Annotated in this window: 25 protein-coding genes and 1 tRNA gene; 16 read left to right on the top strand and 10 right to left on the bottom strand. The window is 64.6% G+C overall.

Annotated features, from left to right (window positions below):
* Positions 1-174 precede the first annotated feature (174 nt).
* Positions 175-2,448 carry a GumC family protein gene (locus tag AC0L2J_RS19755; RefSeq protein WP_473393322.1) on the top strand — a complete coding sequence of 758 codons (2,274 nt, stop codon included), beginning with the start codon at positions 175-177 and terminating at the stop codon, positions 2,446-2,448.
* Between the two features lie 200 nt (positions 2,449-2,648).
* Here AC0L2J_RS19755 and AC0L2J_RS19760 read toward each other — a convergent pair whose 3' ends face one another.
* Positions 2,649-3,830 carry a GNAT family N-acetyltransferase gene (locus tag AC0L2J_RS19760; protein ID WP_473393325.1) on the bottom strand — a complete coding sequence of 394 codons (1,182 nt, stop codon included), beginning with the start codon at positions 3,828-3,830 and terminating at the stop codon, positions 2,649-2,651.
* A gap of 126 nt (positions 3,831-3,956) precedes the next feature.
* Between AC0L2J_RS19760 and AC0L2J_RS19765 the strand changes: the two genes are divergently transcribed.
* Positions 3,957-4,997 (top strand): polysaccharide deacetylase family protein, encoded by a 1,041-nt coding sequence (locus AC0L2J_RS19765; RefSeq protein ID WP_473393330.1) that lies wholly within the window; start codon positions 3,957-3,959, stop codon positions 4,995-4,997.
* Here the strand turns inward: AC0L2J_RS19765 and AC0L2J_RS19770 are convergent.
* The gene (locus tag AC0L2J_RS19770) at positions 4,987-5,208 is read right to left on the bottom strand and encodes a DUF2842 domain-containing protein (RefSeq protein WP_007611039.1); all 222 of its coding nucleotides are present in this window, start codon (positions 5,206-5,208) and stop codon (positions 4,987-4,989) included. The genes AC0L2J_RS19765 and AC0L2J_RS19770 overlap by 11 nt on opposite strands.
* Positions 5,209-5,301: 93 nt before the next feature.
* Here AC0L2J_RS19770 and AC0L2J_RS19775 point away from each other — a divergent pair, with 93 nt between their 5' ends.
* Positions 5,302-6,384, top strand: a complete 1,083-nt coding sequence (locus AC0L2J_RS19775; RefSeq protein ID WP_473393333.1) for a COX15/CtaA family protein — start codon at positions 5,302-5,304, stop codon at positions 6,382-6,384.
* A gap of 13 nt (positions 6,385-6,397) precedes the next feature.
* On the opposite strand, the gene AC0L2J_RS19780 is transcribed toward AC0L2J_RS19775, so the two are convergent.
* The 4 genes from AC0L2J_RS19780 to AC0L2J_RS19795 form a co-directional block, all read right to left on the bottom strand.
* The gene (locus tag AC0L2J_RS19780) at positions 6,398-6,730 is read right to left on the bottom strand and encodes a hypothetical protein (RefSeq protein WP_007611037.1); all 333 of its coding nucleotides are present in this window, start codon (positions 6,728-6,730) and stop codon (positions 6,398-6,400) included.
* A gap of 119 nt (positions 6,731-6,849) precedes the next feature.
* Positions 6,850-8,130 carry an O-acetylhomoserine aminocarboxypropyltransferase gene (locus AC0L2J_RS19785; RefSeq protein ID WP_007611036.1) on the bottom strand — a complete coding sequence of 427 codons (1,281 nt, stop codon included), beginning with the start codon at positions 8,128-8,130 and terminating at the stop codon, positions 6,850-6,852.
* A 138-nt stretch (positions 8,131-8,268) separates the two neighbouring features.
* Complete coding sequence (locus AC0L2J_RS19790) at positions 8,269-8,853, bottom strand: CoA-binding protein (protein WP_473393336.1); 585 nt, start codon at positions 8,851-8,853, stop codon at positions 8,269-8,271.
* Between the two features lie 111 nt (positions 8,854-8,964).
* Entirely contained in the window at positions 8,965-9,789 is an 825-nt protein-coding gene (locus AC0L2J_RS19795; protein ID WP_473393338.1) for an enoyl-CoA hydratase, read from the bottom strand.
* Positions 9,790-9,875: 86 nt separating this feature from the next.
* Here AC0L2J_RS19795 and AC0L2J_RS19800 point away from each other — a divergent pair, with 86 nt between their 5' ends.
* The 6 genes from AC0L2J_RS19800 to AC0L2J_RS19825 all read left to right on the top strand — a co-directional run bounded on the left by AC0L2J_RS19800 (position 9,876) and on the right by AC0L2J_RS19825 (position 13,563).
* Complete coding sequence (locus AC0L2J_RS19800) at positions 9,876-10,304, top strand: PaaI family thioesterase (RefSeq protein ID WP_007611026.1); 429 nt, start codon at positions 9,876-9,878, stop codon at positions 10,302-10,304.
* Positions 10,305-10,462: 158 nt separating this feature from the next.
* Positions 10,463-10,927: a 50S ribosomal protein L13 gene (gene rplM / locus AC0L2J_RS19805; protein WP_007611024.1), complete on the top strand. Its 465-nt coding sequence runs from the start codon at positions 10,463-10,465 to the stop codon at positions 10,925-10,927.
* 1 nt (position 10,928) lies between these two features.
* On the top strand, positions 10,929-11,408 hold the full coding sequence (gene rpsI / locus AC0L2J_RS19810; protein ID WP_007611021.1) for a 30S ribosomal protein S9: 480 nt from the start codon (positions 10,929-10,931) through the stop codon (positions 11,406-11,408).
* A 229-nt stretch (positions 11,409-11,637) separates the two neighbouring features.
* Positions 11,638-12,870, top strand: a complete 1,233-nt coding sequence (locus AC0L2J_RS19815; protein ID WP_473247964.1) for a GGDEF domain-containing protein — start codon at positions 11,638-11,640, stop codon at positions 12,868-12,870.
* Positions 12,871-12,927: 57 nt separating this feature from the next.
* The gene (locus AC0L2J_RS19820; protein ID WP_007611018.1) at positions 12,928-13,164 is read left to right on the top strand and encodes a hypothetical protein; all 237 of its coding nucleotides are present in this window, start codon (positions 12,928-12,930) and stop codon (positions 13,162-13,164) included.
* 102 nt (positions 13,165-13,266) lie between these two features.
* On the top strand, positions 13,267-13,563 hold the full coding sequence (locus AC0L2J_RS19825; protein ID WP_007611016.1) for an antibiotic biosynthesis monooxygenase family protein: 297 nt from the start codon (positions 13,267-13,269) through the stop codon (positions 13,561-13,563).
* A gap of 6 nt (positions 13,564-13,569) precedes the next feature.
* On the opposite strand, the gene AC0L2J_RS19830 is transcribed toward AC0L2J_RS19825, so the two are convergent.
* Complete coding sequence (locus AC0L2J_RS19830; RefSeq protein ID WP_473393346.1) at positions 13,570-14,703, bottom strand: AI-2E family transporter; 1,134 nt, start codon at positions 14,701-14,703, stop codon at positions 13,570-13,572.
* Positions 14,704-14,838: 135 nt separating this feature from the next.
* Between AC0L2J_RS19830 and AC0L2J_RS19835 the strand changes: the two genes are divergently transcribed.
* Together AC0L2J_RS19835 and AC0L2J_RS19840 are read left to right on the top strand one after the other, a co-directional pair.
* Positions 14,839-15,543, top strand: a complete 705-nt coding sequence (locus tag AC0L2J_RS19835; protein WP_007611013.1) for a hypothetical protein — start codon at positions 14,839-14,841, stop codon at positions 15,541-15,543.
* A gap of 90 nt (positions 15,544-15,633) precedes the next feature.
* Positions 15,634-16,407 carry a gamma-glutamyl-gamma-aminobutyrate hydrolase family protein gene (locus AC0L2J_RS19840; RefSeq protein ID WP_473247960.1) on the top strand — a complete coding sequence of 258 codons (774 nt, stop codon included), beginning with the start codon at positions 15,634-15,636 and terminating at the stop codon, positions 16,405-16,407.
* A 257-nt stretch (positions 16,408-16,664) separates the two neighbouring features.
* Here the strand turns inward: AC0L2J_RS19840 and glnA are convergent, their stop codons facing one another.
* The gene (gene glnA / locus AC0L2J_RS19845) at positions 16,665-18,074 is read right to left on the bottom strand and encodes a type I glutamate--ammonia ligase (RefSeq protein WP_007603494.1); all 1,410 of its coding nucleotides are present in this window, start codon (positions 18,072-18,074) and stop codon (positions 16,665-16,667) included.
* A 149-nt stretch (positions 18,075-18,223) separates the two neighbouring features.
* Positions 18,224-18,562 carry a P-II family nitrogen regulator gene (locus AC0L2J_RS19850; RefSeq protein WP_007603495.1) on the bottom strand — a complete coding sequence of 113 codons (339 nt, stop codon included), beginning with the start codon at positions 18,560-18,562 and terminating at the stop codon, positions 18,224-18,226.
* 383 nt (positions 18,563-18,945) lie between these two features.
* Between AC0L2J_RS19850 and AC0L2J_RS19855 the strand changes: the two genes are divergently transcribed.
* Together AC0L2J_RS19855 and AC0L2J_RS19860 are read left to right on the top strand one after the other, a co-directional pair.
* The gene (locus tag AC0L2J_RS19855) at positions 18,946-20,445 is read left to right on the top strand and encodes an NAD(P)H-hydrate dehydratase (protein ID WP_473393352.1); all 1,500 of its coding nucleotides are present in this window, start codon (positions 18,946-18,948) and stop codon (positions 20,443-20,445) included.
* Positions 20,445-20,924: a GNAT family N-acetyltransferase gene (locus AC0L2J_RS19860; protein WP_473393356.1), complete on the top strand. Its 480-nt coding sequence runs from the start codon at positions 20,445-20,447 to the stop codon at positions 20,922-20,924. The genes AC0L2J_RS19855 and AC0L2J_RS19860 overlap by 1 nt, the downstream gene beginning before the upstream one ends.
* Before the next feature lie 10 nt (positions 20,925-20,934).
* Here AC0L2J_RS19860 and AC0L2J_RS19865 read toward each other — a convergent pair whose 3' ends face one another.
* The gene (locus AC0L2J_RS19865; RefSeq protein ID WP_473393359.1) at positions 20,935-22,251 is read right to left on the bottom strand and encodes a multicopper oxidase family protein; all 1,317 of its coding nucleotides are present in this window, start codon (positions 22,249-22,251) and stop codon (positions 20,935-20,937) included.
* Positions 22,252-22,403: 152 nt separating this feature from the next.
* Here AC0L2J_RS19865 and AC0L2J_RS19870 point away from each other — a divergent pair.
* From AC0L2J_RS19870 to AC0L2J_RS19880, 3 genes are all read left to right on the top strand, one after another.
* Positions 22,404-22,488, top strand: a tRNA-Leu gene (locus AC0L2J_RS19870).
* Between the two features lie 173 nt (positions 22,489-22,661).
* On the top strand, positions 22,662-24,023 hold the full coding sequence (gene tig / locus AC0L2J_RS19875) for a trigger factor (protein ID WP_473393362.1): 1,362 nt from the start codon (positions 22,662-22,664) through the stop codon (positions 24,021-24,023).
* Positions 24,024-24,340: 317 nt separating this feature from the next.
* Positions 24,341-24,976: an ATP-dependent Clp protease proteolytic subunit gene (locus tag AC0L2J_RS19880; RefSeq protein WP_007603501.1), complete on the top strand. Its 636-nt coding sequence runs from the start codon at positions 24,341-24,343 to the stop codon at positions 24,974-24,976.
* Positions 24,977-25,180: the final 204 nt, after the last annotated feature.

The raw sequence follows: 25,180 nt of genomic DNA on the forward strand, positions 1-25,180 counted from the left end.
TCGAACAAACTCACGAAATATCGAGACGGATTAAGAGCCCTCGTGGTTAACAAACGGTGACGGGCGTGCCCGCGCGAGCTGCGGCACGCCACGATTAACCCAGCGGCAACCTTAATGGAGTGTAATCGCCCTGGTTGAGGTAGGTTCGTGGCGTTGCGCCTGCGGGAGTGTTCGATGCGTTTAGCGTTCTGGCGTGCCGGCAAGGACAAGGCTGTGGTCGAGCGGGCTGTCTCGAAGGCCGCAGCCAAGCGGGCCGAACTCGAGCCCCGGGTTGAAGCAAAGCCTGCACCCATTGCTCCGAGGCCGGCGCCAGTCGAATCCGGCGACATCGACCTGCACGCGCTCGGCGCGGCATTGGCGCGCAAGCGCGGCTGGATCATCGTGCCGACGGTGCTGGCGCTCGTCGCATCCGTCGCGATCGTCAATCTGATCACGCCGCGCTACAAGTCTGAATCCCGCATCCTGATCGACGGCCGCGAGAACGTGTTTCTGCGCCCCAACAGCGATCGCGCCGAGGAACGGCAGGCGCTCGACGCCGAAGCCGTTACCAGCCAGGTGCAGCTCGTGCTGTCGCGTGATCTCGCGCGCGAGATCATCAAGAAGAACAAGCTTGCGGAACGGCCCGAGTTCGATCCTGTGCTGCAAGGCATTTCGCCGCTGAAGTCGCTTGCGGCGCTGGTCGGCATCGGCCGCGATCCGTTCTCGATGACGCCGGAAGAGCGGGTGCTGGACGCCTATTACGAGCGCCTCCAGGCCTACGCCGTCGACAAGTCGCGCGTCATCGTCATCGAATTCCAGTCTGCCGATCCCGATCTCGCCGTGCGCGTCGCCAATTCGATCGCCGACGGCTATCTCGTGCTCCAGCAGGATGCGCGCCAGGATCAGGCCCGAAACGCCAGCCAGTGGTATGCCGGCAGGATCGACGAGTTGCGACGGAATGTCTCCGAGGCCGAAGCGAAGGCCGAGGATTTCCGCTCCAAGTCGAGCCTGTTCGTCGGCACCAACAACACGACGTTGTCGAACCAGCAGATGGGCGAGGTCAACACCCAGCTCAACAACGCACGCGCGCTCAAGGCCGATGCCGAGTCCAAGGCGCGCCTGATACGCGAGATGATCCAGAGCGGCAAGCCGATCGAATCGTCGGAAGTGCTGAATTCGGAATCGATGCGCACGCCCTCCCAGCAACGCGTGGCGTTGCGGGCGCAGCTGGCCGAGCAATCGTCAACGTTGCTCGGCAACCATCCGCGCATCAAGGAATTGAAGGCGCAGCTCGCCGACCTCGACACCCAGATCCGCGACGAGGCCGCCAAGCTCGCCCGCACGCTCGAAAACGATGCGCGTGCCGCCAGTGGGCGTGTCCAGGAATTGTCGGCGAGCCTCGAGCAGCTCAAGAAGCAGGCGACGGCCACCAACGGCCAGGACGTACAGCTCCGCGCCCTCGAGCGTGAGGCCAAGGCCCAGCGCGACCTGCTCGAAACCTATCTCGCGAAGTACCGCGAAGCCAACACCCGCGAGACCATCGACACCGCGCCGACGGATGGCCGCATCATCTCGCGCGCCGTGGTCTCGAACACGCCGGCCTATCCGAAGAAGCTGCCGATCGTGCTGATCGCGACGATCGCGACACTGCTGCTCTCGTCCGGCGTCGTCGTCACCGGAGAGTTGTTGCGCCAGACTGCGCCCCGTGCGGTAGCGGCGTTCACGCCAGCGCTGACGCGGGCGTCGGCTCGCCGGGAACAGATCGTCGAACCGGTGGTCGAGCCCTTCGCCGAGCCGATCGTCGGTCCGGTGATGGCAGAGCCTGCGCCGCTGCAGCCGGAGATGACGGCCGATGCCGACGTCACCGAATTCGCGGAGATCGAGCGTCTGGCCGACAGCCTGCGCGCCGCCGGAGCCATGGCGAAGAAAGTCACGGTACTGGGCACCGCGAGCGGCGAAGCCATCACGCTATCGACGCTGACATTGGCCCGGCATCTGGCGCGCGATGCGCGGGTCGTCGTGGTCGATCTCGCCGCGTCCTCGCCGACCATGGCCGCCGTGTCCGTCGATGCCTCGGCCCCCGGCCTTGCCGAACTGATGCAGGGCGAGGCGTCGTTCGCGCAGATCATCACCCGGGACAAGCTCTCGCGGCTGCATCTGGTCATGGCCGGCCGTGCCGGCTTCGATCGCAGCCTGTTGCAGTCGCCCCGCGTGACGCTCGCGATCGACGCGCTGCTGCGCGCCTACGACCACGTGCTGCTCGATGCCGGCAGTGCTTCCGACCTTCCCGCCGAGCTCCTGACGGCGAATGCCCGCGCCGTCGTGGTGCCCGACGCGTCGATGACGCCGGATGCACGCGCGCTTATGTGCGAACAGCTCAGCGCCGTCGGCTTCAGCGAAGTGACGATGCTGCGCAGGTCCGTGCAGCCGTCGGATGCGAGGGACGCACCGCGGGTCGTGGCGGCGTAATGTCCTTGCCCTCTCTGCGGGCCCGAGCGAGCGCCTCGTCCTTCGAGACGACCGCTTCGCGGTCTCCTCAGGATGAGGCTTGGCTAAATCGGAATCCGTTGAAGGTGCTGCCGCGAATTCTCCCCTCATCCTGAGGGCCCGCCAGAGGCGGGCGTCTCTAAGGATGCGCCGCAAGGGAGCGTTTCCCAACCGGGAAATTCTTACCCGAACGCTCGCCGCAGCCGCTGCGCGAGGTCGAACAGCATCTGGTTCTGTTTCACCAGCCGCTTGCCGTGGCTCAGCGAGGACATCGCCATTGCCGCGAATTTCCCGCGTGACGTTAGCGGAACAAAACTGTCGAAGATGTCCTGGTCGTCCTTGCAAAACATCCGCTTGTACTCGTCCGAGCCGATGCCGAGGTCGAGCGAGCGGTAGCCGCGCTCGGCGCAGCGGTCGATGATGTAGCGCATCAGGATCAGCCCGGGGCTGTAGCGGGCGTGCTCGGACATCGTGTAGGTGTTGAACATCATCGAGAAGCGCTGGCCGTCGGCGACGCCGGCGAAGATCGCGATCACCTCGTCGTCGCATTCGAGCGCGTGGATGTCGATGACGCGGCCGTCACCACGTGGCGCAAGGCAGGCGCTGCGGACGAATGGCTCGACGCCGGGCTCGGCGAAGACGTTGGGAAGCTTCTGTTCGGCCATCCGCGCCGGCTTGACGCGGAAGAACCAGTCGAGCAGGCGGGTGATGTCAGCGTCGGTCGTCGCCAGATGATAGCGATAGCCGGCGAGCGCCTGGAGCTTCTTCTCCTTGCTCTTGAGGCGGCGGCGGAAGGAGTTGCTGATCCGCGATGCCGGCGGGCCGCCCGGTTCCATCGTGAGCAGCGGGCAGCCGTTGATCGCGCTCTGGCGCGGCAAATGCGCGAACGGGTTCTGCTGGTCGTTCCAGTGCAGCGGCTGCTGCGTCAGTGCGAGCACGTCGGCATGTTCGCCGAGCGGCGCAAACAGCGCGTCGAGATCGGCGCTGGCGACCTGCGCCGCAAACCCAGCGCTCCACAAGCCCATGTTGAAGGTCGTATGCTTGCCGCCCATGAAGCAGGCGGTGCGCACGCCATGGTTCTGGCGCAGCGAGAGCGGCAGCAGCAGCAGCGGCTGATGCTCGGCGTCGCGGCCAACGACGATGAAAGGGCGGGCGCGTTCGTGCTCGCCGACCAGACGCTGCCAGGGACTGAGCAGATCAAATCGCTGATAGGGCGTGAAGAGGTGACCGGGCTGCTCGAAGCCACGCCAGACGGCCTCGGCCGCGCCGAGATCTGTGACGATATCGACATGCGCGATGCGGCCCGCTTTCGACCCCGCTGGCAATTCTGCCGTCCGGCTTTGCATCGCCGCAGCCATGGTCATTCGCGAACCTGTCGAGAAATCAAAATATGCGTAATTCGGCCTGTGGCCGACCTTTGCAAAGAAATGTCAACAAAGGGTAATGACTATAGGAGGGGGAACGGCCGCCGACGGGCGCGAGGTGGGATAGTGGCATCCGACGACAGATGGCTGGAACGGCTGCGCCTTGAGCTGACCTGGCTCACGGGCCAGGCCGCGCTGCGCAGTCGTGGCGCCGGCGCCATCCTGCGCTTTGCGCATGTGCGGCCGCGGCGCGGCGGGTTTCAGCCGCTGCGCGAAAACGAGATCACGCCGCATTTCCTCGATCGCGCCATTCGCGCGCTGAGGCGGTGGAAGTATGATTTTCTCGGCATGGACGAGGTCTGCCGGCGCGCGGTGACGCTGTCCGAACAGCGGCGCTTCGTGACCCTCACCTTCGACGGTGCCGGCAAGGATCTGATCGACTTTGCCTATCCGGTGCTGGCGCGCCACGCCGTGCCCTTCACGATCTACGTGCCCACGGCGTTTCCCGACGGCGTCGGTGAGGCCTGGTGGCTCGGACTCGAACAGGTGATCGCGCGCGAGAGCCGTGTCAGCCTGATGATGGGCGACAAGGAGCAGCGCTTCACGGTTACTGATAACGCCGAGAAGCAGGCGCTGTTTTCGTTCCTCGAGGCCTGGCTGCGCTCGCTGCCGCCGGCGGATGTGTCGGCTGCGATCGCAGACCTCTGCACGCGCTACCGGGTCGACCTTGCCGCGCTCTCGCGCGAGGCATCGATGAAGTGGGAGGATCTGGCGAGGCTTGCGGCCGATCCGCTGGTGACGATCGGCAGTGCGACCGTGAACTATCCCGTTCTCGCCAACATGAAGGATGCGGCGGCGCTGCGCGAGATGACGATGGGCAAGGCGGTGGCGGAAGCGGCCTTCGATCGCGATATCCGGCATCTCGCCTTTCCGTTCGGCGATCGCGCCTCGTTCCGGCGCAGCCATGTCATCATGGCGGAGGAGGCCGGCTTTGCCAGCGCGGTGACGACGATCCCGGGCGTCGTGGATGCGGAAGGGCGCACCAATCTGCGCGCGCTGCCGCGCATTTCCTGGGATGGCCGGGTGCGCTCGCTGCGCATCATGCGGGTGCTGGTGTCGGGGGTTGCTTTTGCGCCGGTGAAACCGACGGGCGGAACTACGAACTAGTTTTCGCCCGGTCCGGCCGCTGCATCCAGCTCACGATCGGCATCGCCGGCAGCACCCAGCCCATGCCGACCACCACGTAATAGATCGCCTGCCGCCAGCCGGATTCGGCGATCCACGGCATCTGCGCCAGCGCCATGCCGAGCAGGGCCCAGACGGTGGCGAGCACCAGGAGCAGGATGGTGCCGAGGAACTTGCGGGTGCGGATCGTCATGACGGAATATCGCGGCTTTCGCGTAACTTGCGCTGCGGGAGCGGGGGACTATAAGGGGCACGCAGTCCGGTTCAAGCTCTGGTTTTGCCTCGAATGACGACGATTTCCGCCCCGTCCGAACCGCATCGCGCCGTGCGCTGGTGGCTGATCTCAGTGGCTGCGCTGATTGCGCTGATGGTGCTGGTCGGCGGCGCGACGCGGCTGACGGAATCCGGGCTCTCGATCGTCGAATGGAAGCCGGTCACGGGCAGCGTGCCGCCACTCTCGGAAGCGCAGTGGACGGCGGCCTTCGAGGCCTACAAGACGATCCCGCAATATCGCGAACTCAACGCCGGCATGAGTCTGTCCGAGTTCAAGGAGATCTTCTGGTGGGAATGGAGCCATCGGCTACTCGGCCGTTTCATCGGCGTCGCCTATCTGCTGCCGTTCCTGTTCTTCCTCTGGCGCGGCGGCCTGTCCGGTGAGTTGAAGCGGCGGTTGTGGCTGTTGTTCGGGCTCGGCGGGCTCCAGGGCGCGGTGGGCTGGTGGATGGTGGCCTCGGGGCTGTCGGAACGCGTCGAAGTCTCGCAATATCGGCTGGCGACGCATCTTGTGCTCGCGCTCGTGATCTTCGCCGGGATCGTCTGGACGGTGCGGCGGCTCGCCGAACGGCCGCAGATCGCAGCATCGTCGCGGCTGCGCTTCACCAGCGCCTTGCTCCTCGTCATGACCTTTATCCAGATCTATTTCGGTGCGCTGGTTGCGGGCCTGCGCGCCGGTCGCGCCTACAACACCTGGCCGCAGATCGACGGCGCGTTCATTCCCTCAATGGAGCGGCTGTGGTTCGAAACGCCGTGGTGGCGCAACATGTTCGACAATGTGCTGACGGTGCAGTTTGAGCACCGCATGACGGCCTATGCGCTGTTCGCGCTGGCGGCGTTGCACGCGTTGGATGCGGTCCGTTCGCGCGCGGGGGCCGCGGCAAGCGGGGCGCTTTTGCTGTTGGGCGGGGTGAGCCTGCAAGCATTGCTCGGCATCCTCACGCTGCTCAACCAGGTGCCGATCGATCTGGCGCTCGCGCATCAGGCGGTCGCCATCGTGGTGCTGACGCTTGCGGTGATGCAGACAGAGCGGCTCGCTCCACGGCATTCGACCGAAGTGCAGCCACGCGCGGTTCCCGTCGGTCAGCCCGGCTGATCGGATCAGCTCTTCAGCAATAACCGTAGATGCCGCACGAGTAGGGCAGGCGCCAGAAATAATCGACCTGCGCCCCGCCGTAATACGCGCCCTGATAATCATAGTCCCATGGGCGGCCATAATAGCCCGGCAGCGTGTGGGAGCCGGGCAGCAGCGGCGTACCTGGCAAGTTGCTGACGTAGCTGCCGATGCCGTAGGCCGGCGAGATCAACGCATCCGGATCCTTCTCGACATAGACATGCGGCGGAGCGGCGGCCTGCCGCTTCGGCCTGGCCGGCAAATCGGCGGCCATCGCCGCCGAGACCATCAGCATTGCCGCAAGGGCAGGCACTATCCAGCGCAGCATCTTCGGCTCCGAATCAAAGAGGGCGATCCAGCGACGATGTATGCGGCAGATATGGTTAATGACTGTTAACTGGAGCCGCACTCCGGGGCACACCAAAGCGCCCCGGAATGACGTTGATGCTACGCGCCCAGCGCCTGTTCCAGATCGGCGATCAAATCTTCCTTGTCCTCGATGCCGATCGAGAGCCGCACCACGTCGGGGCCGGCGCCGGACTTGATCTTGGCGGCGTCGTCGAGCTGGCTGTGCGTGGTCGAGGCCGGATGGATGACGAGCGAGCGGGTGTCGCCGACATTGGCCAGATGCGAGAACAGCTGCAACTTCGACACCAGGCTGACGCCGGCATCGTAGCCGCCCTTCAGGCTGAAGGTGAACACGGCGCCGGCACCCTTTGGCGCGTATTTGCGTGCGAGCTGGTTGTACTTGTCGCTTGCAAGGCCCGCATAATTCACCGCGGCCACCGCCGGATGGCCGGCGAGGAATTCGGCGACTGCTTTCGCGTTGTCGCAGTGCTTCTGCATGCGCAGCGGCAATGTCTCGATGCCGGTGAGGATCATGAAGGCGTTGAACGGCGACAGCGCCGGTCCGAGGTCGCGCAGGCCGAGCACGCGGCAGGCGATCGCGAAGGCGAAATTGCCAAACGTCTCCTGGAGCCGGATGCCGTGATATTCGGGCCGCGGCTCGGAGAGCATCGGATATTTGCCGCCGGTCGACCAGTCGAAGGTGCCGGCATCGACGATGATGCCGCCGATCGAATTGCCGTGGCCGCCGAGAAACTTCGTCAGCGAGTGCACGACGATGTCGGCACCGTGGTCGATGGGACGGATCAGATAGGGCGAGGCCAGCGTGTTGTCGACGATCAGCGGGACGCCCGCCTTGCGCGCCACCGTCGAGATCGCCTCGATGTCGGTGATGCTGCCGGCGGGATTGGCGATGGACTCGATGAAGATCGCTTTCGTGCGCGGCGTGACCGCACGTTCGAAGCTCGCAATGTCGTCGGGATCGGCCCACACCACGTTCCAGCCGAAGCTCTTGAACGCGTGCGTGAACTGGTTGATCGAGCCGCCATAGAGCTTTCGCGCGGCGATGAACTCGTCGCCGGGCTGGAGTAATTGCTGCAGCACCACGACCTGCGCGGCATGGCCCGAAGCCACCGCAAGCGCGGCCGTACCGCCTTCGAGGGCTGCGACGCGCTCTTCCAGCACCGCATTGGTGGGATTGCCGATGCGGGTATAGATGTTGCCGAACGCCTGCAGGCCGAACAGAGAGGCGGCGTGGTCGGCATCGTTGAAGACGAACGACGTCGTTTGATAGATCGGAGTCGCGCGCGCACCGGTGGTGGGATCGGGCTGTGCGCCGGCATGCACGGCGAGGGTCGAAAATCCCGGAAGGCGATCGCTCATGGAGGGCGTCCTGTTCTCGTGGTCTGAAATCGCGCGGCATGCTGATTGGCGCCGCGGCTGCCGTCAAGGCGCGGCTTCACACCGGAACGATCGTGCTACGCATTGTCGCGTTCGCGAAATGAAACCTTCGCAACTGCGTCAGCTTTGCTCGCTCTTGTTCTTGGCGGCGCGGTCCGATGCCGCAGTGTCGCCGCCGCCGACACTCATCCGATTGAGGGATAAGCGCATGCCCTGCGTCGGCACCGGGGCGCGTTTGGAGCTCAGCGTGCGTGAATTGACGCCCATCCAGGAGATCTCCGACGACAGGCGGCCATATTCGATCTTGGGGCAGCGGTTCATCACCACCTTGATACCGACCGATTCCGCCTTCAGCGCCGCCGCATCGTCGCGCGCCCCCAGCTGCATCCAGATCACCATCGGCAGCGGATCGAGCGTGAGGGCTTCCTCGACCACCGGCATGATGTGGCTGGAGTTGCGGAAAATGTCGATCATGTCGACGGGGCGGTCGATGTCGGACAGCGAGGCGACGAAGGATTTTCCGAGCAGCTCCTTGCCGACATGGCCGGGATTGACCGGAATCATGTCGTAGCCGCGCTGGGCCAGATATTTGAACGCGAAATAGCTCGGCCGCACGTTGGCCGGCGAGGCGCCGACCATCGCGATCGATTTCACGTTGTTGAGAATGCCCCGGATGTAATTGTCGGGATAGGCGTCGTGGTTCATTTTCTTCTTTCGTTCGTCATTCCGGGGCGATGCGCAGCATCGAACCCGGAATCTCGAGATTCCGGGTTCGGCTCTGCGAGCCGCCCCGGAATGACGGTGTAACAAATACAGTCACTCGTCCCGCCATGTCGGCGTGCGTTTCTCGATGAAAGCGCCGATGCCTTCCTCGGCGTCTCGCGCCATCATGTTCTCGGTCATCACCTCTGCCGCATAGCGATAGGCGTCTGCAAGGCTCATCTCGGCCTGGCGATAGAACGCCTCCTTGCCGAGCTTGACGGTATAGGCGGATTTCAGCGCGACCTGTTCGGCCAGCGCAATGGCAGCAGCGCGCTCGGTGCCGGCGGCGACGACACGATTGACGAGCCCGATCTCGCGTGCGCGTGCGGCCGGGATCGGCTCGCCCGTCAGCAGCATCTCCATCGCCTGCTTGCGCGGGACGTTGCGCGACAGCGCCACCATCGGCGTCGAGCAGAACAAGCCGATGTCGACGCCGGGAGTGGCGAAGTGTGCTGCTTCCGAGGCGATCGCGAGATCGCAGCTTGCCACGAGCTGGCAGCCCGCGGCGGTGGCGATGCCCTGGACGGATGCGACCACGGGCTTGGGCAGGCGAACGATCGCCTGCATCATCGCGCTGCAGGCGGTCATCATCTCGGCGAAAAAGGCGCGGCCGCGATCCGGGTCGGTGCGGCGCGCGGTCAGCTCCTTCATGTCGTGGCCGGCGGAGAAGGCGGGGCCGTTGGCCGCGATCACGACACCGCGGACGGACTTGTCGTCGCGGATCTCGTTGAGCTCGGCATGCAGGCTTGCGATCATCGTCTCCGACAGGCTGTTGCGGGCGGCCGGGCGGTTGAGGGTGAGGACCGCGATGGGGCCCACGGTCTCGCGCAGCAGGATCGGCGGTTGCGGGGAGGGGGCGCGGGCGGCCTGGACGGACATCAAAGCGTTTCCGGTTGGATTATTGCGATTGGATGACGCAGATAACTTAATGTAACAGGGGACGTGAAGCGAGGGTGAGGGGCAGCATGGCGTTAGCGAAAATGAGCGTGGCGGAGCTCGAGCAGTTCCTTCGCAACGAGTTTCCCCAGGCCTTCAGCGGCGACGACATCACCATCGAGAGCGCGGACGGTCAGGCCTGCCTTTTGCGTCAACGCTACAGCGAAAGGATGCTGCGGCCGGGCGGAACCGTGTCCGGCCCGACCCTGATGGCGCTCGCCGATTTCGCGATGTACGTGGTGCTGTTGTCCGCGATCGGGCCGATCGGGCTCGCCGTGACCACCAATCTCAACATCAACTTCCTGCGCAAGGGGCAGCCCGGGCAGGACGTGCTGGCGGAGGCGCGGCTGCTCAAGCTCGGCAAGCGCCTCGCGGTCGGCGAGGTGAAGCTGTTGTCCGGTACCTCCCCCGATCCGATTGCGCATGTCACCTCGACCTATTCCATTCCAAACGTTTGAGCTTTTTACAGGTATCTTGATACCATAATTCTAAGCCATTGATCTTGAACATGTAAATTCCGCCTTTGGGCATTGACCGCAGCGCCGCTGTTCTCTAGAAAACCGCCCAGTCCGGTGCGGTGTTCGCGCCGATGCTCCCCGTCCACGGAAACTCTGACATGAAAACCTTTTCGGCAAAGCCGGCTGAGGTGACGAAGAAGTGGGTACTGATCGACGCCAAGGGTCTGGTCGTCGGCCGTCTCGCCACCATCGTTGCCATGCGCCTGCGCGGCAAGCACCTCCCGACCTACACCCCGCACGTTGATTGCGGCGACAACATCATCATCATCAACGCGCAGTATGCGGTTCTCACCGGCCGCAAGCGCGAGCAGAAGACCTATTACAAGCACACCGGTTATGTCGGCCACGTCAAGGAGCGCACCGCGCGCCAGATCCTCGAGGGCAAGCATCCCGAGCGCGTGCTCGAGAAGGCCGTCGAGCGCATGATCCCGCGTGGCCCGCTCGGTCGCGTCCAGATGGGCAACCTCCGCGTCTATGGCGGCGCCGATCATCCGCACGAGGCCCAGACGCCCGAGAAGATCGACATCGCCAAGTTGAACCGCAAGAACACGAGGGCCGCATAACATGGCCGAATCCATCCAGTCGCTCGACCAGCTCTCGCAGCTCAAGACGGCGGCCGCGCCCGACGCGCCCAAGCACGAGAAGAAGGTCGACAAGTTCAACCGCGCCTACGCCACCGGCAAGCGCAAGGACGCGGTCGCCCGCGTCTGGATCAAGCCCGGCGCCGGCAAGGTCACGGTCAACTCGCGCGAGGTCGAGGTCTATTTCGCCCGTCCCGTGCTGCGCATGATGATCGAGCAGCCGTTCTCCGTGGCCGCGCGGTCCGGCCAGTATGACGTGATCTGCACCGTCGCCGGCGGCGGTCTGTCCGGCCAGGCCGGTGCCGTCCGTCACGGCATCTCCAAGGCGCTGACCTATTTCGAGCCGGAGCTGCGCACCGTGCTCAAGAAGGGTGGCTTCCTCACCCGCGACTCCCGCGTGGTCGAGCGCAAGAAGTACGGCAAGGCCAAGGCCCGCCGGTCCTTCCAGTTCTCGAAGCGTTAATCGCTTCGGTCGCATTCGCCGCGAAAGCGGCTTCAATGAGATGCAAAAGGGCGCTGATTTCAGCGCCCTTTTTGCTGTTCGTTTGTATGCAAATTGATGGCGTGTTTCCCGAAAACTTGGCCCCGCATGAAAACCTGAATGGAACCCGCGGGACATAGCGTCGCATTTGGAAGGGCGCGCAAATCGGTTGGGCCGGTCGCGTAACTGCTATGTCTAGAAGGGGGCCGACATGATGTCGCTCGATAGCATCACGCTCTATTTGGTCGCCACCATGGTCGCCGCATTGCTCGGCGCCATGATGGTGTTTTTCGGAAGGCAGGAGAACAGCGCTGCGCTGAAATGGTGGGGCACCGCCTATCTGCTCGGCGCCGCATCGGTCGCACTCTGGACGGCGGCCGGCGACAGATTGGGGCCGCATCTTTACCTTGCGCTGAACGCGGTCGGCTTCGTCGCCTGCGGCATGGTGTGGAATGCGGCGCGCGTCTTCCACGGCCGCAAGCCGAATTGGCCGGGTCTCCTGGTCGGCGCGCTCGCCTGGGCCGCTGCCGCCACGCTGCTCGATCCCACCGCGTCCATGCTGCGCATGATCGTCGGCGCCGGCATCGTCTCGGTCTATGCGGCGCTGACCGCGAGCGAGCTCTGGGTCGAGCGGCGCAAGAGCCTGCAACGGCGCTGGCCGGCCTTCGTGGTACCGGTGATGCACGGCTGCGTCTTGATGCTGCCGATCCTGCTCGGCAGCTTCCTGCGCCCGAACGATGCCGGCTTCTCCACCAGCATCTGGGTCACCGTGTTCGCGGTCGAACTCGTGCTTTATGCCGTCGGCACGGTGTTCGTGATCTTCATGCTGGTGTCCGAGCGCACGGTCACCGCGCACCGGACCGCCGCGTCCACCGATCCCCTGACCGGCATGCTCAACCGCCGCGGCTTCTCGGAAGCCTGCGGACGCGTGATCGAGCGCGAGGCCAAGGCCGGCCGTCCCGTGACCGCGATGATCTTCGACATCGATCATTTCAAGTCGATCAACGATCGCTTCGGCCATCCCGCCGGCGACGAGATGCTGAAACTGTTCGCGACCGTCGTCGTCAGCAATCTGCGCATCAGCGACATGTCGGGTCGCATCGGCGGCGAGGAGTTCGCCGCCCTCCTGCCGTGTTCGCTCGAGGAGGGCGTGCTGGTCGCCGAGCGCGTGCGCGAAGCCTTCGAGACCTCCGGCGTCGTTGTCGATGACGGCCCGGTCGACACCACCGTCAGCATCGGCGTCGCCGGCGGTCCGGCCGGCACCGAGCTTGAAGTGCTGCTGGCCTCGGCCGACACCGCGCTCTACCAGGCCAAGCGCGGCGGCCGTAACCGCGTCGAGGCGGCGGAGGAGCTGCCATTGTCGCTGGAGAACTGGCGCCGCCAGAGCGCCGCGCGGATCGGTGGGCCCAATACGCCGTCCAAGGCGCAGACGGCGACCGCCTAGGCAAAGGAGACCTTGCGGTAATCCCCTGTTTACCATTCGATCCCTACCATTGCGGCCATGGAATCGATCCGTCGACAGAATCCGCAGGCCGCCTTGATGTCGCTCGAAGCCGCGGCGGCCTCGGCACGCGGCGGCTTCGCCTGCCTGTTCTCGACCGCGGACGAATACGAGAGCGCGCTGATCACCGAGCGCCGCGCCCAGGGGCGTTACACGCAAGGCCGCAACTACTGGCCGCTCGCGCTGTTCGCCGGTTGTGCGCTGATGGTGGCGGGCACCGTTGTCCTGCTTGCCTGAGTGATCTGCATTTCTGGACCGGGCAGGGCGCCGTTTCGGCGCCTTTTTCTTTGTCGCGGTCTGCGGTAGACACGCCCATCGAACAAAAATGGGTGGAAACAGATGATCACCGAGATCGCGCAAATCGACGTCAAGCCGGGCAGCGAGAAGGATTTTGAGGCCGCCGTCGCCAAGGCCAAGGCCGCTTTCGGCCGCGCCAAGGGTTTTCACGGTTTCGAGCTTCAAAAGTCGATCGAGAAGCCGCAGCGCTATCGTCTGATGGTGAAGTGGGAAACGCTCGAGAACCACACCGTCGATTTCCGCGGGTCCGAGAATTTCACCGAATGGCGCGGCCTCGTCGGGCAGTATTTTGCGTCACCCCCTGAGGTCGAGCACACCGAAACCGTGCTCACCACCTGAGGCGGCTCAGGCCGCCTCCGCCAGAGGCGGTGCTTCATACGTCTTGAAGTGGTCGATCATGACTTTGGCGATGGCGACCAGTGGTAGCGCCAGCGCCAGGCCCCAGATTCCGAACACGACGCCGAGCAGGATCTGGAACGCGAACAGCGTGGCCGGCGGAATGTCCAGTGCCTGCCGCTGGAGGATCGGCGTCAGCACATAGCTCTCCATGGCGTGCACGCCCATGAAGAGGAGAAAGGCCGACAGCGCCGGAATCCATCCCGAGGCGAGGCTCGCCAGCACGACCACGACGCCGGCGATGATGGCGCCGACGGTCGGGATGAAGGCGAGCAGGCCCGCCTGGATCCCCAGGATGAACGAGCCGGGAATGCCGATGAGGACGAGCCCGATCCAGGTCACCACGCCGACCGCAAGCATCACGACGATCTGCGCGATCAGCCAGCGCTCCAGCGTCTCGCCGATGCCGTCGATGATGAGGGTGATGCGGGCCCGATGCCTGGCCGGCGCGAGAAACAACAGGCCGTCATGATAGACGGTGGGCTGCGCGGCGAAGGCAAGCCCCAGGAACAGCACGATGAAGATGTTGCCGACCGCGCTGATGGTGCCGAGCAGCAGCTTGAAGGTCTGGCTCACGATCGCCCCGCCGCTCGAGGCCAGCGCGCCAGCGCCCGGCAATCCGCCGTGCGAGCCCGAGTTCGGGGCCGGCGCCGGCGTCGCATCGGTGGAGGCAGCGGGTGCGGCGTTGCCGAGATCGAAGAAGCTGGTGTCGATCCCATGGTTTTCGAGGAAGGACCGGACGTTGGTGATCTGCGACTTGATCGTCTTGCTCAGCAGCGAGGCCTGCTCGGCAATGGTGGCGCCGCCGAGATAGGCCACGCCGGCGAGCATCACGGCCAGCGCGGCACAGACGATGGCGAGCCGGACCGCGTGGGGCAGGTGCACGCGGCGACCAAGCGCGTTGGTCAGCGCGTTGAGGCCGACGCCGAGCAGCATTCCGGTGAAGATCAGGAGCAGGGTCGCGGCAAAATACCAGGTGAAGACCAGCATTGCCGTGAACAGCACGATGCCGATGCCCCCGACCGAGATCGACCAGGCCAGATCGGTGCGGGTCCGGGGTCGTTCATCTGCGGGAATGGTCACATCGGGTCCTTTTCAGCGCGGTGCGCACCGCACTCTTTCGATAAACGCGATCCGGATCAAGACCGCGTCAACGCGCTGGTTTGACGCTGGCGCGTGAACGGTGCAGAGCGATGAGGAAAGAACAGGTGAGGGCGCTTGAGTTTCATCAGCAAGTGGGCCGGTCTGCTCGGCCTTCTCGCCGTGCTCGTGATAGGCGACCAGATCCGGATCAACCGGCCCGGTCACAAATATCGCCTCACGGTCGAGGTGACGACGCCTGACGGGATCAGGACCGGGTCGGGCATTCTGTCCGTCGTGCCCGATCGCGGCTATAGCCGGGGCGGCCGCACCACGATGCGCGGCGAGGCTGTGTTCGTCGACCTCGGCCGGGGAAAGAATGTGGTGGCATTGCTCGCGCATCAGCAGGGCGCGAAGCTCGATCTCGACGACATCAACTATGTCGCGCTCCGCGCTTATGGCGCCGCGCGCGGCAACCGCGTCTCGTTCAACGAGCTCAACCGGCAGACCGGCGTCGTCGCGGTGCAGGGGGACCTAATGCCCGTGCTCGTGAGCTTTGGCGATCCCCTCGACCCTGCAACCGCGCGGCTTGTCACCGGCGACCATGCGGAGGCGGTCCTGGGCGACGGCTATGCACTCCGTGGCCTTACCGCCGAAATCGTGCCCAACGGGCTTTGGCCGATTGATTTCGGTGGCGTGCTCGGGGAGTCCGTGACGCGCGGAATCGAGGCGAAACTGCCCTGGCTGGCCGCGCCGGGCGACGCGGCGGCGACCGCGCTGAAGGCCGCCGGCCTGCCCCTCGGCGGCGCGATCGAGCCCCGGGAGGCATTTGCGCGAAAATAGCATTGCCGTCCCGCGTACCCTTCTGTTGAATTTGTTCCATCCCAGGGGCATGTTTAGAGAATCTTCTTACGGGAGAGGTCTGAACGGGAGATGAGAAAGCCGGTCGTCGGCGTGATCGGGAACGCCCATCGCGTTGAAAATCGATTTCAGGTCCAGATGGTCGGCGAGCGCAATCTGCGCGCGGTGGCCGAGGTGTCCGGCGGCCTGCCGGTGATGTTCGCGGGCTCGCCCGACATCACCGATATCGGCGCGCTGCTCGACACTGTCGACGGCATCGTGCTCACCGGCGCCCGCGCCAACGTGCACCCGACCCGCTTCAACGTCGATCCGTGTGAGGCGCACGAGCCCTACGACATCCACCGCGACGAGGTGGCGCTGGCGCTCTCGGTGGCCTGCGTTGCCCGCGGAATCCCGCTGTTCGGCATCTGCCGGGGCCTCCAGGAGATGAACGTCGCCTTCGGTGGCTCGCTGCATCCCGAGATCCGCGAAATCCCGGGCCGCATGAACCATCGCATGCCGAGGCTCGAGAACGGCGAGATCCATCCCGATCCGACCGTGGTGTTCGCCGATCGCCACGACGTCGATCTGACGCCGGGCGGCGCGTTCGCAGAATTGCTCGGCTGTAACAAGATCAGGGTCAATTCGCTGCACGGCCAGGGCATCCTCGATCCCGGCAAGCGCGTGCTGATCGAGGGCATTGCCGAGGACGGCACCATCGAGGCGATCCGCATCGCGGACGCCAAGGCCTTTGCGCTCGGGGTGCAATGGCACGCCGAATACGACCCGCAGCACAATCCGATCAATCGAAAACTGTTCGAGGCTTTCGGTCAGGCCATGGTGGCGAAGCAGCGCGCGGCGGCGTAGCTGCAGGGCGCGCCGAGGCCTATAACCATCGTCATCGTGAGCGCAGCGAAGCAAATCCAGTCGCTGTCGCGTGACGGCGTGAAGGCGGCCGCGATCTCTCGGGCACAATAAACCAGATATCAAGAATTGGTGCGCGTCGGTTTTCTCGATTCCGATTCGTTCCTTGAGAACGAAGTGGAGTCAGACGCAGAACGAAACGCGAGGACCACAAAAAAAGCGCCCCGAGGGGCGCCTTTCGTGCGTCGTGGTCGGGCCGCTCAGCCCGAATAGTACATTTCGAACTCGACCGGATGCGGGGTCATTTCGAAGCGGGCGACTTCGGTCATCTTCAGCTCGATGTAAGCGTCGATGAAGTCGTCGTCGAACACGCCGCCGTTCTTGAGGAAGCCGCGGTCCTTATCGAGATTTTCCAGCGCCTCGCGCAAGCTGCCGCACACGGTCGGGATCTGCTTCAGCTCTTCCTTCGGCAGATCGTAGAGGTCCTTGTCCATCGCCGGACCCGGATCGATCTTGTTCTTGATGCCGTCGAGGCCGGCCATCAGCATCGCGGCGAAGCCGAGATAGGGATTGGCGAGCGGATCGGGGAAACGCACCTCGACGCGCTTGGCCTTCGGCGAAGCGGTGTAGGGGATGCGGCAGGAGGCCGAGCGGTTGCGCGCGGAATAGGCGAGCAGCACGGGAGCCTCATAGCCCGGGACCAGCCGCTTGTAGGAGTTGGTCGACGGGTTGGTGAAGGCGTTGATCGCCTTGGCGTGCTTGATGATGCCGCCGATGTAATGGAGGCAGGTCTCCGACAGGTCGGCGTATTTGTTGCCGGCGAACACCGGCTTGCCGTCCTTCCAGATCGACTGGTGCACGTGCATGCCCGAGCCGTTGTCGCCGAAAACTGGCTTCGGCATGAAGGTGGCGGTCTTGCCGTAGATGTGCGCGACCTGGTGTATGCAGTATTTGTAGATCTGCATGTGGTCGGCCATCAAGGTCAGCGTGTCGAACTTCATGCCGAGTTCGTGCTGGGCGGAGGCGACTTCGTGATGGTGCTTCTCGACCTTCACGCCCATCTTGGCCATGGCGCCGAGCATCTCCGAGCGCATGTCCTGCACGGAATCCTGCGGCGGCACCGGAAAGTAGCCGCCCTTGGTGCGGACACGATGGCCGAGATTGCCGCCTTCGTATTCGGTGTCGGAGTTGGTCGGGAGCTCCGAGGAGTCGAGGCGGAAGCCGGTGCTGTAGGGGTTGGCAGAGAAGCGCACGTCGTCGAACACGAAGAACTCGGCTTCGGGGCCGACGAACACGGTGTCGCCAACGCCCATCGACTTCACCATCGCCTCGGCCTTCTTGGCGATGCCGCGGGGATCGCGGTTGTAGGGCTCGCCGGTGGTCGGCTCGAGCACGTCGCAGGTGATGACCATGGTGGTCTCGGCGAAGAACGGATCGATCGTCGCGGTCACCGGATCGGGCATCAGGCACATGTCGGACTCGTTGATCGCCTTCCAGCCGGCGATCGAGGAGCCGTCGAACATCGTGCCTTCGGCGAAAATGTCTTCATCGATCATGCTGATGTCGAAGGTGACGTGCTGCCACTTGCCGCGCGGATCGGTGAAGCGCAGGTCGACGTATTTGACGTCGTTGTCCTTGATCGATTTCAGGACGTCTTTGGCGGTCTTCATGCATACCCCTTTTGGCTCTGCGGGTCGGTTTCCAAGCTTCAAGCGACCGTGTTCACGCTTCTTGAGGCGCGCGAGGCACAAACAAAATGAGGCCGCCGAAGCAGCCTATTTCTTGTCAGAATGTCGCAAAATGCGGGATAGCACCCGGCTTAGATAGCGTCCAGCCCGGATTCGCCGGTTCGGATGCGGATCGCCTCTTCGATGTTGGAGACGAAAATCTTGCCGTCGCCGATGCGCCCGGTTTGCGCGGCGCGGCGGATTGCGTCGATGGCGCGCTCGACCAGATCGTCGCCGATCACGATCTCGATCTTCACTTTGGGCAGGAAGTCGACGATGTATTCTGCGCCGCGGTACAATTCGGCGTGACCCTTCTGCCGGCCGAAGCCCTTGGCTTCGGTGACGGTGATGCCCTGAAGGCCGACTTCCTGAAGCGCTTCCTTCACCTCGTCGAGCTTGAATGGCTTGATGATGGCTTCGATTTTCTTCACTGCGCGCCTCCCGGCCTTTCGAACAAATAGCAACGTCTTCGTCAGGATGCGCTTTTCTTAACGCACGATCTTGTCTCTTCGCTATGCCGGGATCCCTGACCAGTCCGGCAACAACGGCCGGCCACACCCTGATAAATGCCAGTGAGCACGACGAACCGAAGCGACTTCCGCGAAAGCAGGGTCTATGCCAAGTTGCAAATGCCCTGATTATTGGAGCGTTATCAGCCTTTTAACGTGCAGCTCTGATAGGTGGCGCCGACCCGCACAAAATACCGCAGACTACGAAATAGGCAAACGGTTCAATATCTGTGCAGATCGTCGTTCCGTCGGATGGCCCGGCGCAGAACGTGCCTCTTGAAAAGGCTTTTGGACAGGGAAGTGGCATGGAAGTTCTGACCAACGCCGAAATGCAGCGCGCCGACCAGCTCAGCATTGCGGCAGGCACCCCCGGCTTCAAGCTGATGCTCAGTGCCGGCCAGGCCATCGCCGAGGCCGCCCACGCGCTGGTGGAGGAGGGGCCGATCCTGATCGTGGCCGGCCCGGGCAACAACGGCGGGGACGGTTTTGTCGCAGCCGCCGAGCTCGCCGCGCAAGGCCGCGAGGTCTCGGTGATCCTGATGTGCGAGCGGGACCAGCTCCAGGGCGATGCGGCCTCGGCTGCGCGGGGCTGGAAGCACCCGGTGCTCCCGTTCAACCCGCAGGCGATCGGACGACCGGCGCTGATCATCGATGCGCTGTTCGGCGCGGGCCTCAGCCGTCCGGTCGAGGGCGAGGCGCGTGAGATGATCGAGGCGATCAACGCCAACGATGCGCCGGTGCTCGCGGTCGACCTGCCGAGCGGCATCAACGGCACCAGCGCGGCCATGCTGGGCGTGGCGGTCAACGCCACCGAGACCGTCACCTTCTTCCGCAAGAAGCCGGCGCATCTGCTGCTGCCGGGGCGCATGCATTGCGGCCACGTCCGTGTCGCCGACATCGGTATCGAGGCACAGGTGCTGGACGAGATCGCGCCGCAGATATTCGAAAACGATCCGGACTTCTGGGGCGCCGCCTTTCCGGTGCCGCGCATCGACGGCCATAAATACGCGCGCGGTCATGTGCTGGCGGTCTCGGGCGATGCGGCGGCGACCGGTGCGGCGCGGCTCGCCGCGCGCGGGGCGCTGCGCGCCGGCGCGGGCCTGGTGACTCTGGCCACACCGCGTGATGCGCTGGCAATCAATGCGGCTGCGCTCACCGCGGTGATGGTTCGCCCCGTCGATACCGCCATCGAGTTCGGCGAGCTGCTCGGCGACAAGCGTTACAACACCTGCATCATCGGTCCCGGCGTGGGTGTCGGCGAGCGCACCTGCGATCTCGTCCACACGGCGCTTAACGCCCAGCGGCGCCTGGTGCTCGATGCGGATGCGCTGACGAGCTTTGCCGCCAATCCCGAACGCCTGTTCGAATCGATCAAGACGTCGCAGGACAAGGCGGTGGTGCTGACACCGCACGAGGGCGAGTTCCCGCGGCTGTTCTCCGACCTCAGCAATAAACATCCGGGGCGCTCGAAGATCGAGCGGGTGCGCGCCGCCGCCGAGCGCTCCGGTGCGGTCGTGCTGCTGAAGGGCCCGGACACTACGATCGCCGCACCCGACGGCCGCGCCACCATCGCCGCCAACGCACCGCCCTGGCTTGCCACCGCGGGTGCCGGCGACGTGCTCGCCGGCATCATCGCAGGCCTCCTTGCGCAAGGCGTCCCGGCGTTCGAAGCCGCCAGCATCGCCGTGTGGATGCATGGCGAAGCGGCGAGCGAGGCGGGGCCGGGCCTGATCGCGGAGGATCTCACCGAGACGCTGCCCGCCGTGCACCGGCGGATCTATGGTGCGCTCGGGGTGGAATACTAGTGCTTAGGCAGCTCGCGCTCACCGAGATGGGCGCGGCGGCGCAGGTTCACCGGGCTGCGTTCGACCATGCGATACCCTGGCTCGCTGGGCTGCATACGCCGGACGAGGACCGCTGGTTCTACCGCGAGCATGTGTTCGCGACGTGCCGCGTGTGGGGACGCTTCAACGGCGATGTACTGAGCGGGATCATCGCTTTCCGTGACGGCTGGATCGAGCAGCTTTACGTGCTTCCTGCGGTTCAAGGGCGCGGCGTCGGCACCGAACTGCTCGATGTTGCCAAAGGCGCCTGCGAACGTTTGGAGCTCTGGACCTTCCAGCGCAACGCGTTGGCGCGGCACTTCTATGAAGCGCGCGGGTTCACGCTGATCGAGCGGACCAACGGAGCGCGAAACAGCACCAACGGTAATCCGACTCTGAAAACGACTATCGCGGTGATGAAGGCGCTCGGAATCGAACTCACGGCCAAGCCGCACGTCTGATCGACGCACCTCACTCCACCCCGTACCAGCGCACCAGCCGCGGCGCGGCCCAATCGGTGACGACGCATTCGATCAGCCATCGGCCGGGGCCTCTGGCTTCGAACGCGATGCGCTGGGTCTGGCCGGGTTCGATCGCGAGCGTGTCGAGCCAATAGGGCTTCCAGCCGTCGTCGAGCTTGTCGAGCAGGCGGAAATGGTGGCCGTGGAGATGGAAGACGGTGGCGACGGGGGCGAGGTTCTTGAGGGCCAACACGATGGTGCGGCCGGCCTTGGTGCGAAAGGCGGGGGCGGAGGACGTCGAGAAATTTGCGGGCCGTACCCAGCCGGCGTCGGCTGCCCCGAGCGCGACATCGAACCGCAGGGCGCCCCTCAGATCGAGCCGGTCGGGCAGGTCATTCGGAGGAAGCGGCTGCGGCGGCAACAGTGGCGCGCGCCGCTCAAGCTTGCCGGAGACCGTCAGGCGGCCGACCTGGCGCGCCTCCTTGCCGTCATGCAGCAGGAATGGGGCCGATGTGGCCGCATCCACGAAAGCGTCGGCGCGTGCGCCGGGAGCCAGCACCAGCGCGCCGTTGCGAGCCGGGAACGGCTCGGCCGGCTGTCCGTCCAGGGCCATCACCTGGACCTCGTGACTTTCCAATTTGATCGCCAGAACAGAACGTTGGGAGCCGTTGATAAAGCGCAGCCGCAGCAGCTCATTCGCCGAAGCTGAGAGTTCGAATGAAGTCGTTCCGTTGATTGTGTAGAGCGGGGACGTGTCCTTCGGGTCCCGGCCCGGGGCAAGCGCGGTCCCATCCGGCCGCAGCCGCCATTCCTCGATCAAGAGGACCACGTCGCGATCGGCGGCGACCGGGTTGGTCTCGGCGGCGATGATCGGAAGTGGGCGCGCGGGCTGCTTCAGGCCGTCCTCGAACAGCCGGAAGTCGGCCAGCAGGGTTCCCGCGTTTGGCACTGAAACGATTGATGTTTCCGTCGCGTCCGGGGCCGTCGGAGCGCGACCCCGAAGCGGGTCGGCTGCGGCCGGGCCATTGAGGCCGTACCAGACTGGTGCAAGCGGGACAGGCAGGCCGTTGCGGAAGACCACCTCGCAGCGGTCGCCACGTTTGAGACGGACATCCCCCAGGTGGCTTACGGCGGCGAGCTCCCAGATGGGTGTAGCCGGCTGCCCGGGCCTCAGAGCCAACGTTGCCGGCCTTGCCTGAAGGGCGAGCTGGGCGGTCATGGCCGGGACTGCGCCGCCCGCTATCAGCCCGGCCGCAGAGGCTCCAAGTCCGGCGCCAAGTCCGGCCAAAACCTCGCGCCTCGTCGGGTCGAAGATCCGCGTTTTCATCGCCGATCCGGACCACGCCGTGCTGGATAAGTCCAGCCGTCGTGCCTAGTTGAAGCCTGCCTCTATCGGTCCATTTTTTTGCTGCGAACAGGCGGGCACATGCTATAAGCCCGCCGCCCGCGGCATCGCGGCCGGTCTTGATGCAAATTTACGCGGGCGTGGCGGAACTGGTAGACGCGCTGGATTTAGGTTCCAGTGACGAAAGTTGTGGGGGTTCGAGTCCCTCCGCCCGCACCAAGCGCTTTCAGCGTTTGCACGGATTACGCGATCTGCTCCCGCGCGGATGTTTGTCCGCCGGAAGCCGGTCCGATGAACCACCGGCGTTGAGGCGTTCGCCTCGCGCCGGATCGATTAATGACAGCGTCCCGACGCATGCGCGCCGGGACCGAACGAGAAGAAGATTGGACACCATGCAGGTCACAGAAACCCTCTCGGAAGGTTTGAAGCGCGAGTTCAAGATCAGCGTTCCCGCGTCTGATCTCGACGCCAAGGCCGGTGCCAAACTCGTCGACCTCAAGGACAAGGTTCGCATCAACGGCTTCCGTCCCGGCAAGGTGCCGGTCACGCACCTCAAGAAGGTCTATGGCCGCTCGGTGATGGCCGAGACCATCGACCAGACGATCCGCGACACCAACACGCAGCTGTTCTCCGAGCGCGGCTTCCGCCTTGCGACCGAACCGAAGATCACCATGCCGACCGAGCAGGCCGAGGTCGAGGAGCTGCTCAACGGCAAGACCGATCTGACCTACACGGTTGCGATCGAGGTGGTGCCGTCAATCGCGCTCGCCGACTTCAAGACCTTCGAGGTCGAGAAGCCCGTCGCCGAAGTCACCGACGCGGACGTCGACGAGGCGATCAAGCGCATCGCCGATTCGAACCGCGGCTATGCCGCGAAGGCCGAGGGCGCCAAGGCCGAGTCGGGCGATCGCGTCACCGTCGCCTTCAAGGGCACCATCAACGGCGAACCCTTCGAGGGCGGCGCCGGCGAGGGCATCCAGGTGGTGATCGGATCCAACACCTTCATCCCCGGCTTCGAAGAGCAGCTCATCGGCATCGGCGCGGGCGAGACCCGCACGCTGAAGGTGGCTTTCCCCAAGAACTACATGAACGACAAGCTCGCCGGCCAGCCGGCCGAGTTCGAGACCACCGCGACGCTGATCGAGGCGCCGCAGGATCTCGCGATCGACGACGAGTTCGCCAAGACGCTCGGCCTCGAATCGCTGGACAAGCTGAAGGAAGCTGCGCGCGAGCGGCTGGTCGCCGAGTTCGCGACCGCGACGCGCCAGCGCGTCAAGCGCGCGCTGCTAGACCGCCTCGACGAGGCCCATCGCTTCGAGGCTCCGCCCTCGCTGGTCGACGAGGAGTTCAATCTGATGTGGAACTCGGTGAAGGCCGAGATGGACTCCGCCGGCAAGACCTTCGCCGACGAGGACACCACTGAAGACGCCGCCAAGGAAGAGTACCGCAAGATCGCCGACCGCCGCGTGCGGCTCGGCCTCGTGCTCTCCGAGATCGGCGAGAAGAACAAGATCTCCGTGACCGACGACGAGGTCGGCCGCGCCGTGATCGAGCGGGCGCGCTCGATGCCGGGCCGCGAGAAGGAGGTCTGGGACTATTACCGCAGCAACGCCCAAGCGTTGGCCCAGCTTCGTGCACCGATCTATGAGGACAAGGTCGTCGACTTCATCCTCGAGCTCGCCAAGGTGACCGAGAAGAAGGTCTCGCGCGACGATCTCTACAAGGACGACGAGGCGGAAAAGACCGCCGCCTGAGGGCTCCAGAAGACCCTTAGGAGAGCCTTTGGGATAGGCTTGCATTAAGGATGATCAGCGAAGAGGTCGAGCTAGCCAGGTGGCCGGCTGGGCCTCTTTGTACGAATCAGCTTCAACTCCCTCACGGATTAAGCCTTAATTCGCTCCGCACTTGTCAGGCGCGAATTGGGCTATATCTGTCGCTACGCCTTATGCTTCTACCAAGTTCTTCTACTAAGTTCCTGCATCACGGGACGTCCATCGGCCTTCCGGCAGATCCAGCCCCGACTGGCAGCCGGGCCTGGCGATGTCCGCCTCTTCAAAACCCTAGGTGACTCATGCGCGATCCGGTTGAAACCTACATGAACCTCGTGCCCATGGTGGTCGAGCAGACCAACCGTGGCGAGCGCGCCTACGACATTTTCTCGCGCCTTCTGAAAGAGCGCATCATCTTCCTGACCGGGCCGGTCGAGGACGGCATGTCGACGCTGATCGTCGCACAGCTGTTGTTCCTCGAGGCGGAAAATCCGAAGAAGGAAATCTCGATGTACATCAACTCGCCGGGCGGCGTGGTGACGTCGGGTCTCGCGATCTACGACACCATGCAATTCATTCGCCCGCCGGTCTCGACGCTGTGCACGGGACAGGCCGCCTCGATGGGCTCGCTGCTGCTCTGCGCCGGCGAGAAGGACATGCGCTTCTCGCTGCCGAACGCGCGCATCATGGTGCATCAGCCCTCCGGCGGCTTCCAGGGCCAAGCCACTGACATCATGCTGCACGCCCAGGAAATCCTGAACCTGAAGAAGCGGCTCAACGAGATCTACGTGAAGCACACCGGCCAGACCTACAAGGCGATCGAGGACGCGCTGGAACGCGACAAGTTCCTGACCGCGAGCGACGCCAAGGAGTTCGGCCTGGTCGACAGGGTCATCGACAAGCGCGCCGAGGAAACCGCGGCGCCGAAGACTCCGTAGCACTACTGTGCCGGCAATCCCCTGGGATCGCCGGCACCATCAGGGAGCGTTCACGTTAAGGACACGTGCGCGCGTCGCAAAACACAGTTTTGCGCCCTGCGACAGGCAGAAAGTTCCGCTTTCGTGCTTGTTTTTCGTGGTAATCCAGCAACGCCGGGGTGATTTCGATCACTTCGCCCGTGCCAAGACCGGAAATCACGGTAT

It is taken from the genome of Bradyrhizobium sp. MV1.5 (assembly GCF_055807615.1).

Excerpts from the sequence above, each read along its gene's own strand:
- glnA (WP_007603494.1), bottom strand. The coding sequence starts at position 18,074 with ATGAAGACCGCCAAAGACGTCCTGAAATCGATCAAGGACAACGACGTC.
- rplM (WP_007611024.1), top strand. The coding sequence starts at position 10,463 with ATGAAAACCTTTTCGGCAAAGCCGGCTGAGGTGACGAAGAAGTGGGTA.
- AC0L2J_RS19760 (WP_473393325.1), bottom strand. The coding sequence starts at position 3,830 with ATGACCATGGCTGCGGCGATGCAAAGCCGGACGGCAGAATTGCCAGCG.
- AC0L2J_RS19790 (WP_473393336.1), bottom strand. The coding sequence starts at position 8,853 with ATGAACCACGACGCCTATCCCGACAATTACATCCGGGGCATTCTCAAC.
- AC0L2J_RS19755 (WP_473393322.1), top strand. The coding sequence starts at position 175 with ATGCGTTTAGCGTTCTGGCGTGCCGGCAAGGACAAGGCTGTGGTCGAG.
- tig (WP_473393362.1), top strand. The coding sequence starts at position 22,662 with ATGCAGGTCACAGAAACCCTCTCGGAAGGTTTGAAGCGCGAGTTCAAG.
- AC0L2J_RS19795 (WP_473393338.1), bottom strand. The coding sequence starts at position 9,789 with ATGTCCGTCCAGGCCGCCCGCGCCCCCTCCCCGCAACCGCCGATCCTG.
- AC0L2J_RS19815 (WP_473247964.1), top strand. The coding sequence starts at position 11,638 with ATGATGTCGCTCGATAGCATCACGCTCTATTTGGTCGCCACCATGGTC.
- AC0L2J_RS19775 (WP_473393333.1), top strand. The coding sequence starts at position 5,302 with ATGACGACGATTTCCGCCCCGTCCGAACCGCATCGCGCCGTGCGCTGG.
- AC0L2J_RS19785 (WP_007611036.1), bottom strand. The coding sequence starts at position 8,130 with ATGAGCGATCGCCTTCCGGGATTTTCGACCCTCGCCGTGCATGCCGGC.
- AC0L2J_RS19770 (WP_007611039.1), bottom strand. The coding sequence starts at position 5,208 with ATGACGATCCGCACCCGCAAGTTCCTCGGCACCATCCTGCTCCTGGTG.
- AC0L2J_RS19855 (WP_473393352.1), top strand. The coding sequence starts at position 18,946 with ATGGAAGTTCTGACCAACGCCGAAATGCAGCGCGCCGACCAGCTCAGC.
- AC0L2J_RS19825 (WP_007611016.1), top strand. The coding sequence starts at position 13,267 with ATGATCACCGAGATCGCGCAAATCGACGTCAAGCCGGGCAGCGAGAAG.
- AC0L2J_RS19820 (WP_007611018.1), top strand. The coding sequence starts at position 12,928 with ATGGAATCGATCCGTCGACAGAATCCGCAGGCCGCCTTGATGTCGCTC.
- AC0L2J_RS19865 (WP_473393359.1), bottom strand. The coding sequence starts at position 22,251 with ATGAAAACGCGGATCTTCGACCCGACGAGGCGCGAGGTTTTGGCCGGA.
- AC0L2J_RS19880 (WP_007603501.1), top strand. The coding sequence starts at position 24,341 with ATGCGCGATCCGGTTGAAACCTACATGAACCTCGTGCCCATGGTGGTC.
- rpsI (WP_007611021.1), top strand. The coding sequence starts at position 10,929 with ATGGCCGAATCCATCCAGTCGCTCGACCAGCTCTCGCAGCTCAAGACG.
- AC0L2J_RS19840 (WP_473247960.1), top strand. The coding sequence starts at position 15,634 with ATGAGAAAGCCGGTCGTCGGCGTGATCGGGAACGCCCATCGCGTTGAA.
- AC0L2J_RS19800 (WP_007611026.1), top strand. The coding sequence starts at position 9,876 with ATGGCGTTAGCGAAAATGAGCGTGGCGGAGCTCGAGCAGTTCCTTCGC.
- AC0L2J_RS19780 (WP_007611037.1), bottom strand. The coding sequence starts at position 6,730 with ATGCTGCGCTGGATAGTGCCTGCCCTTGCGGCAATGCTGATGGTCTCG.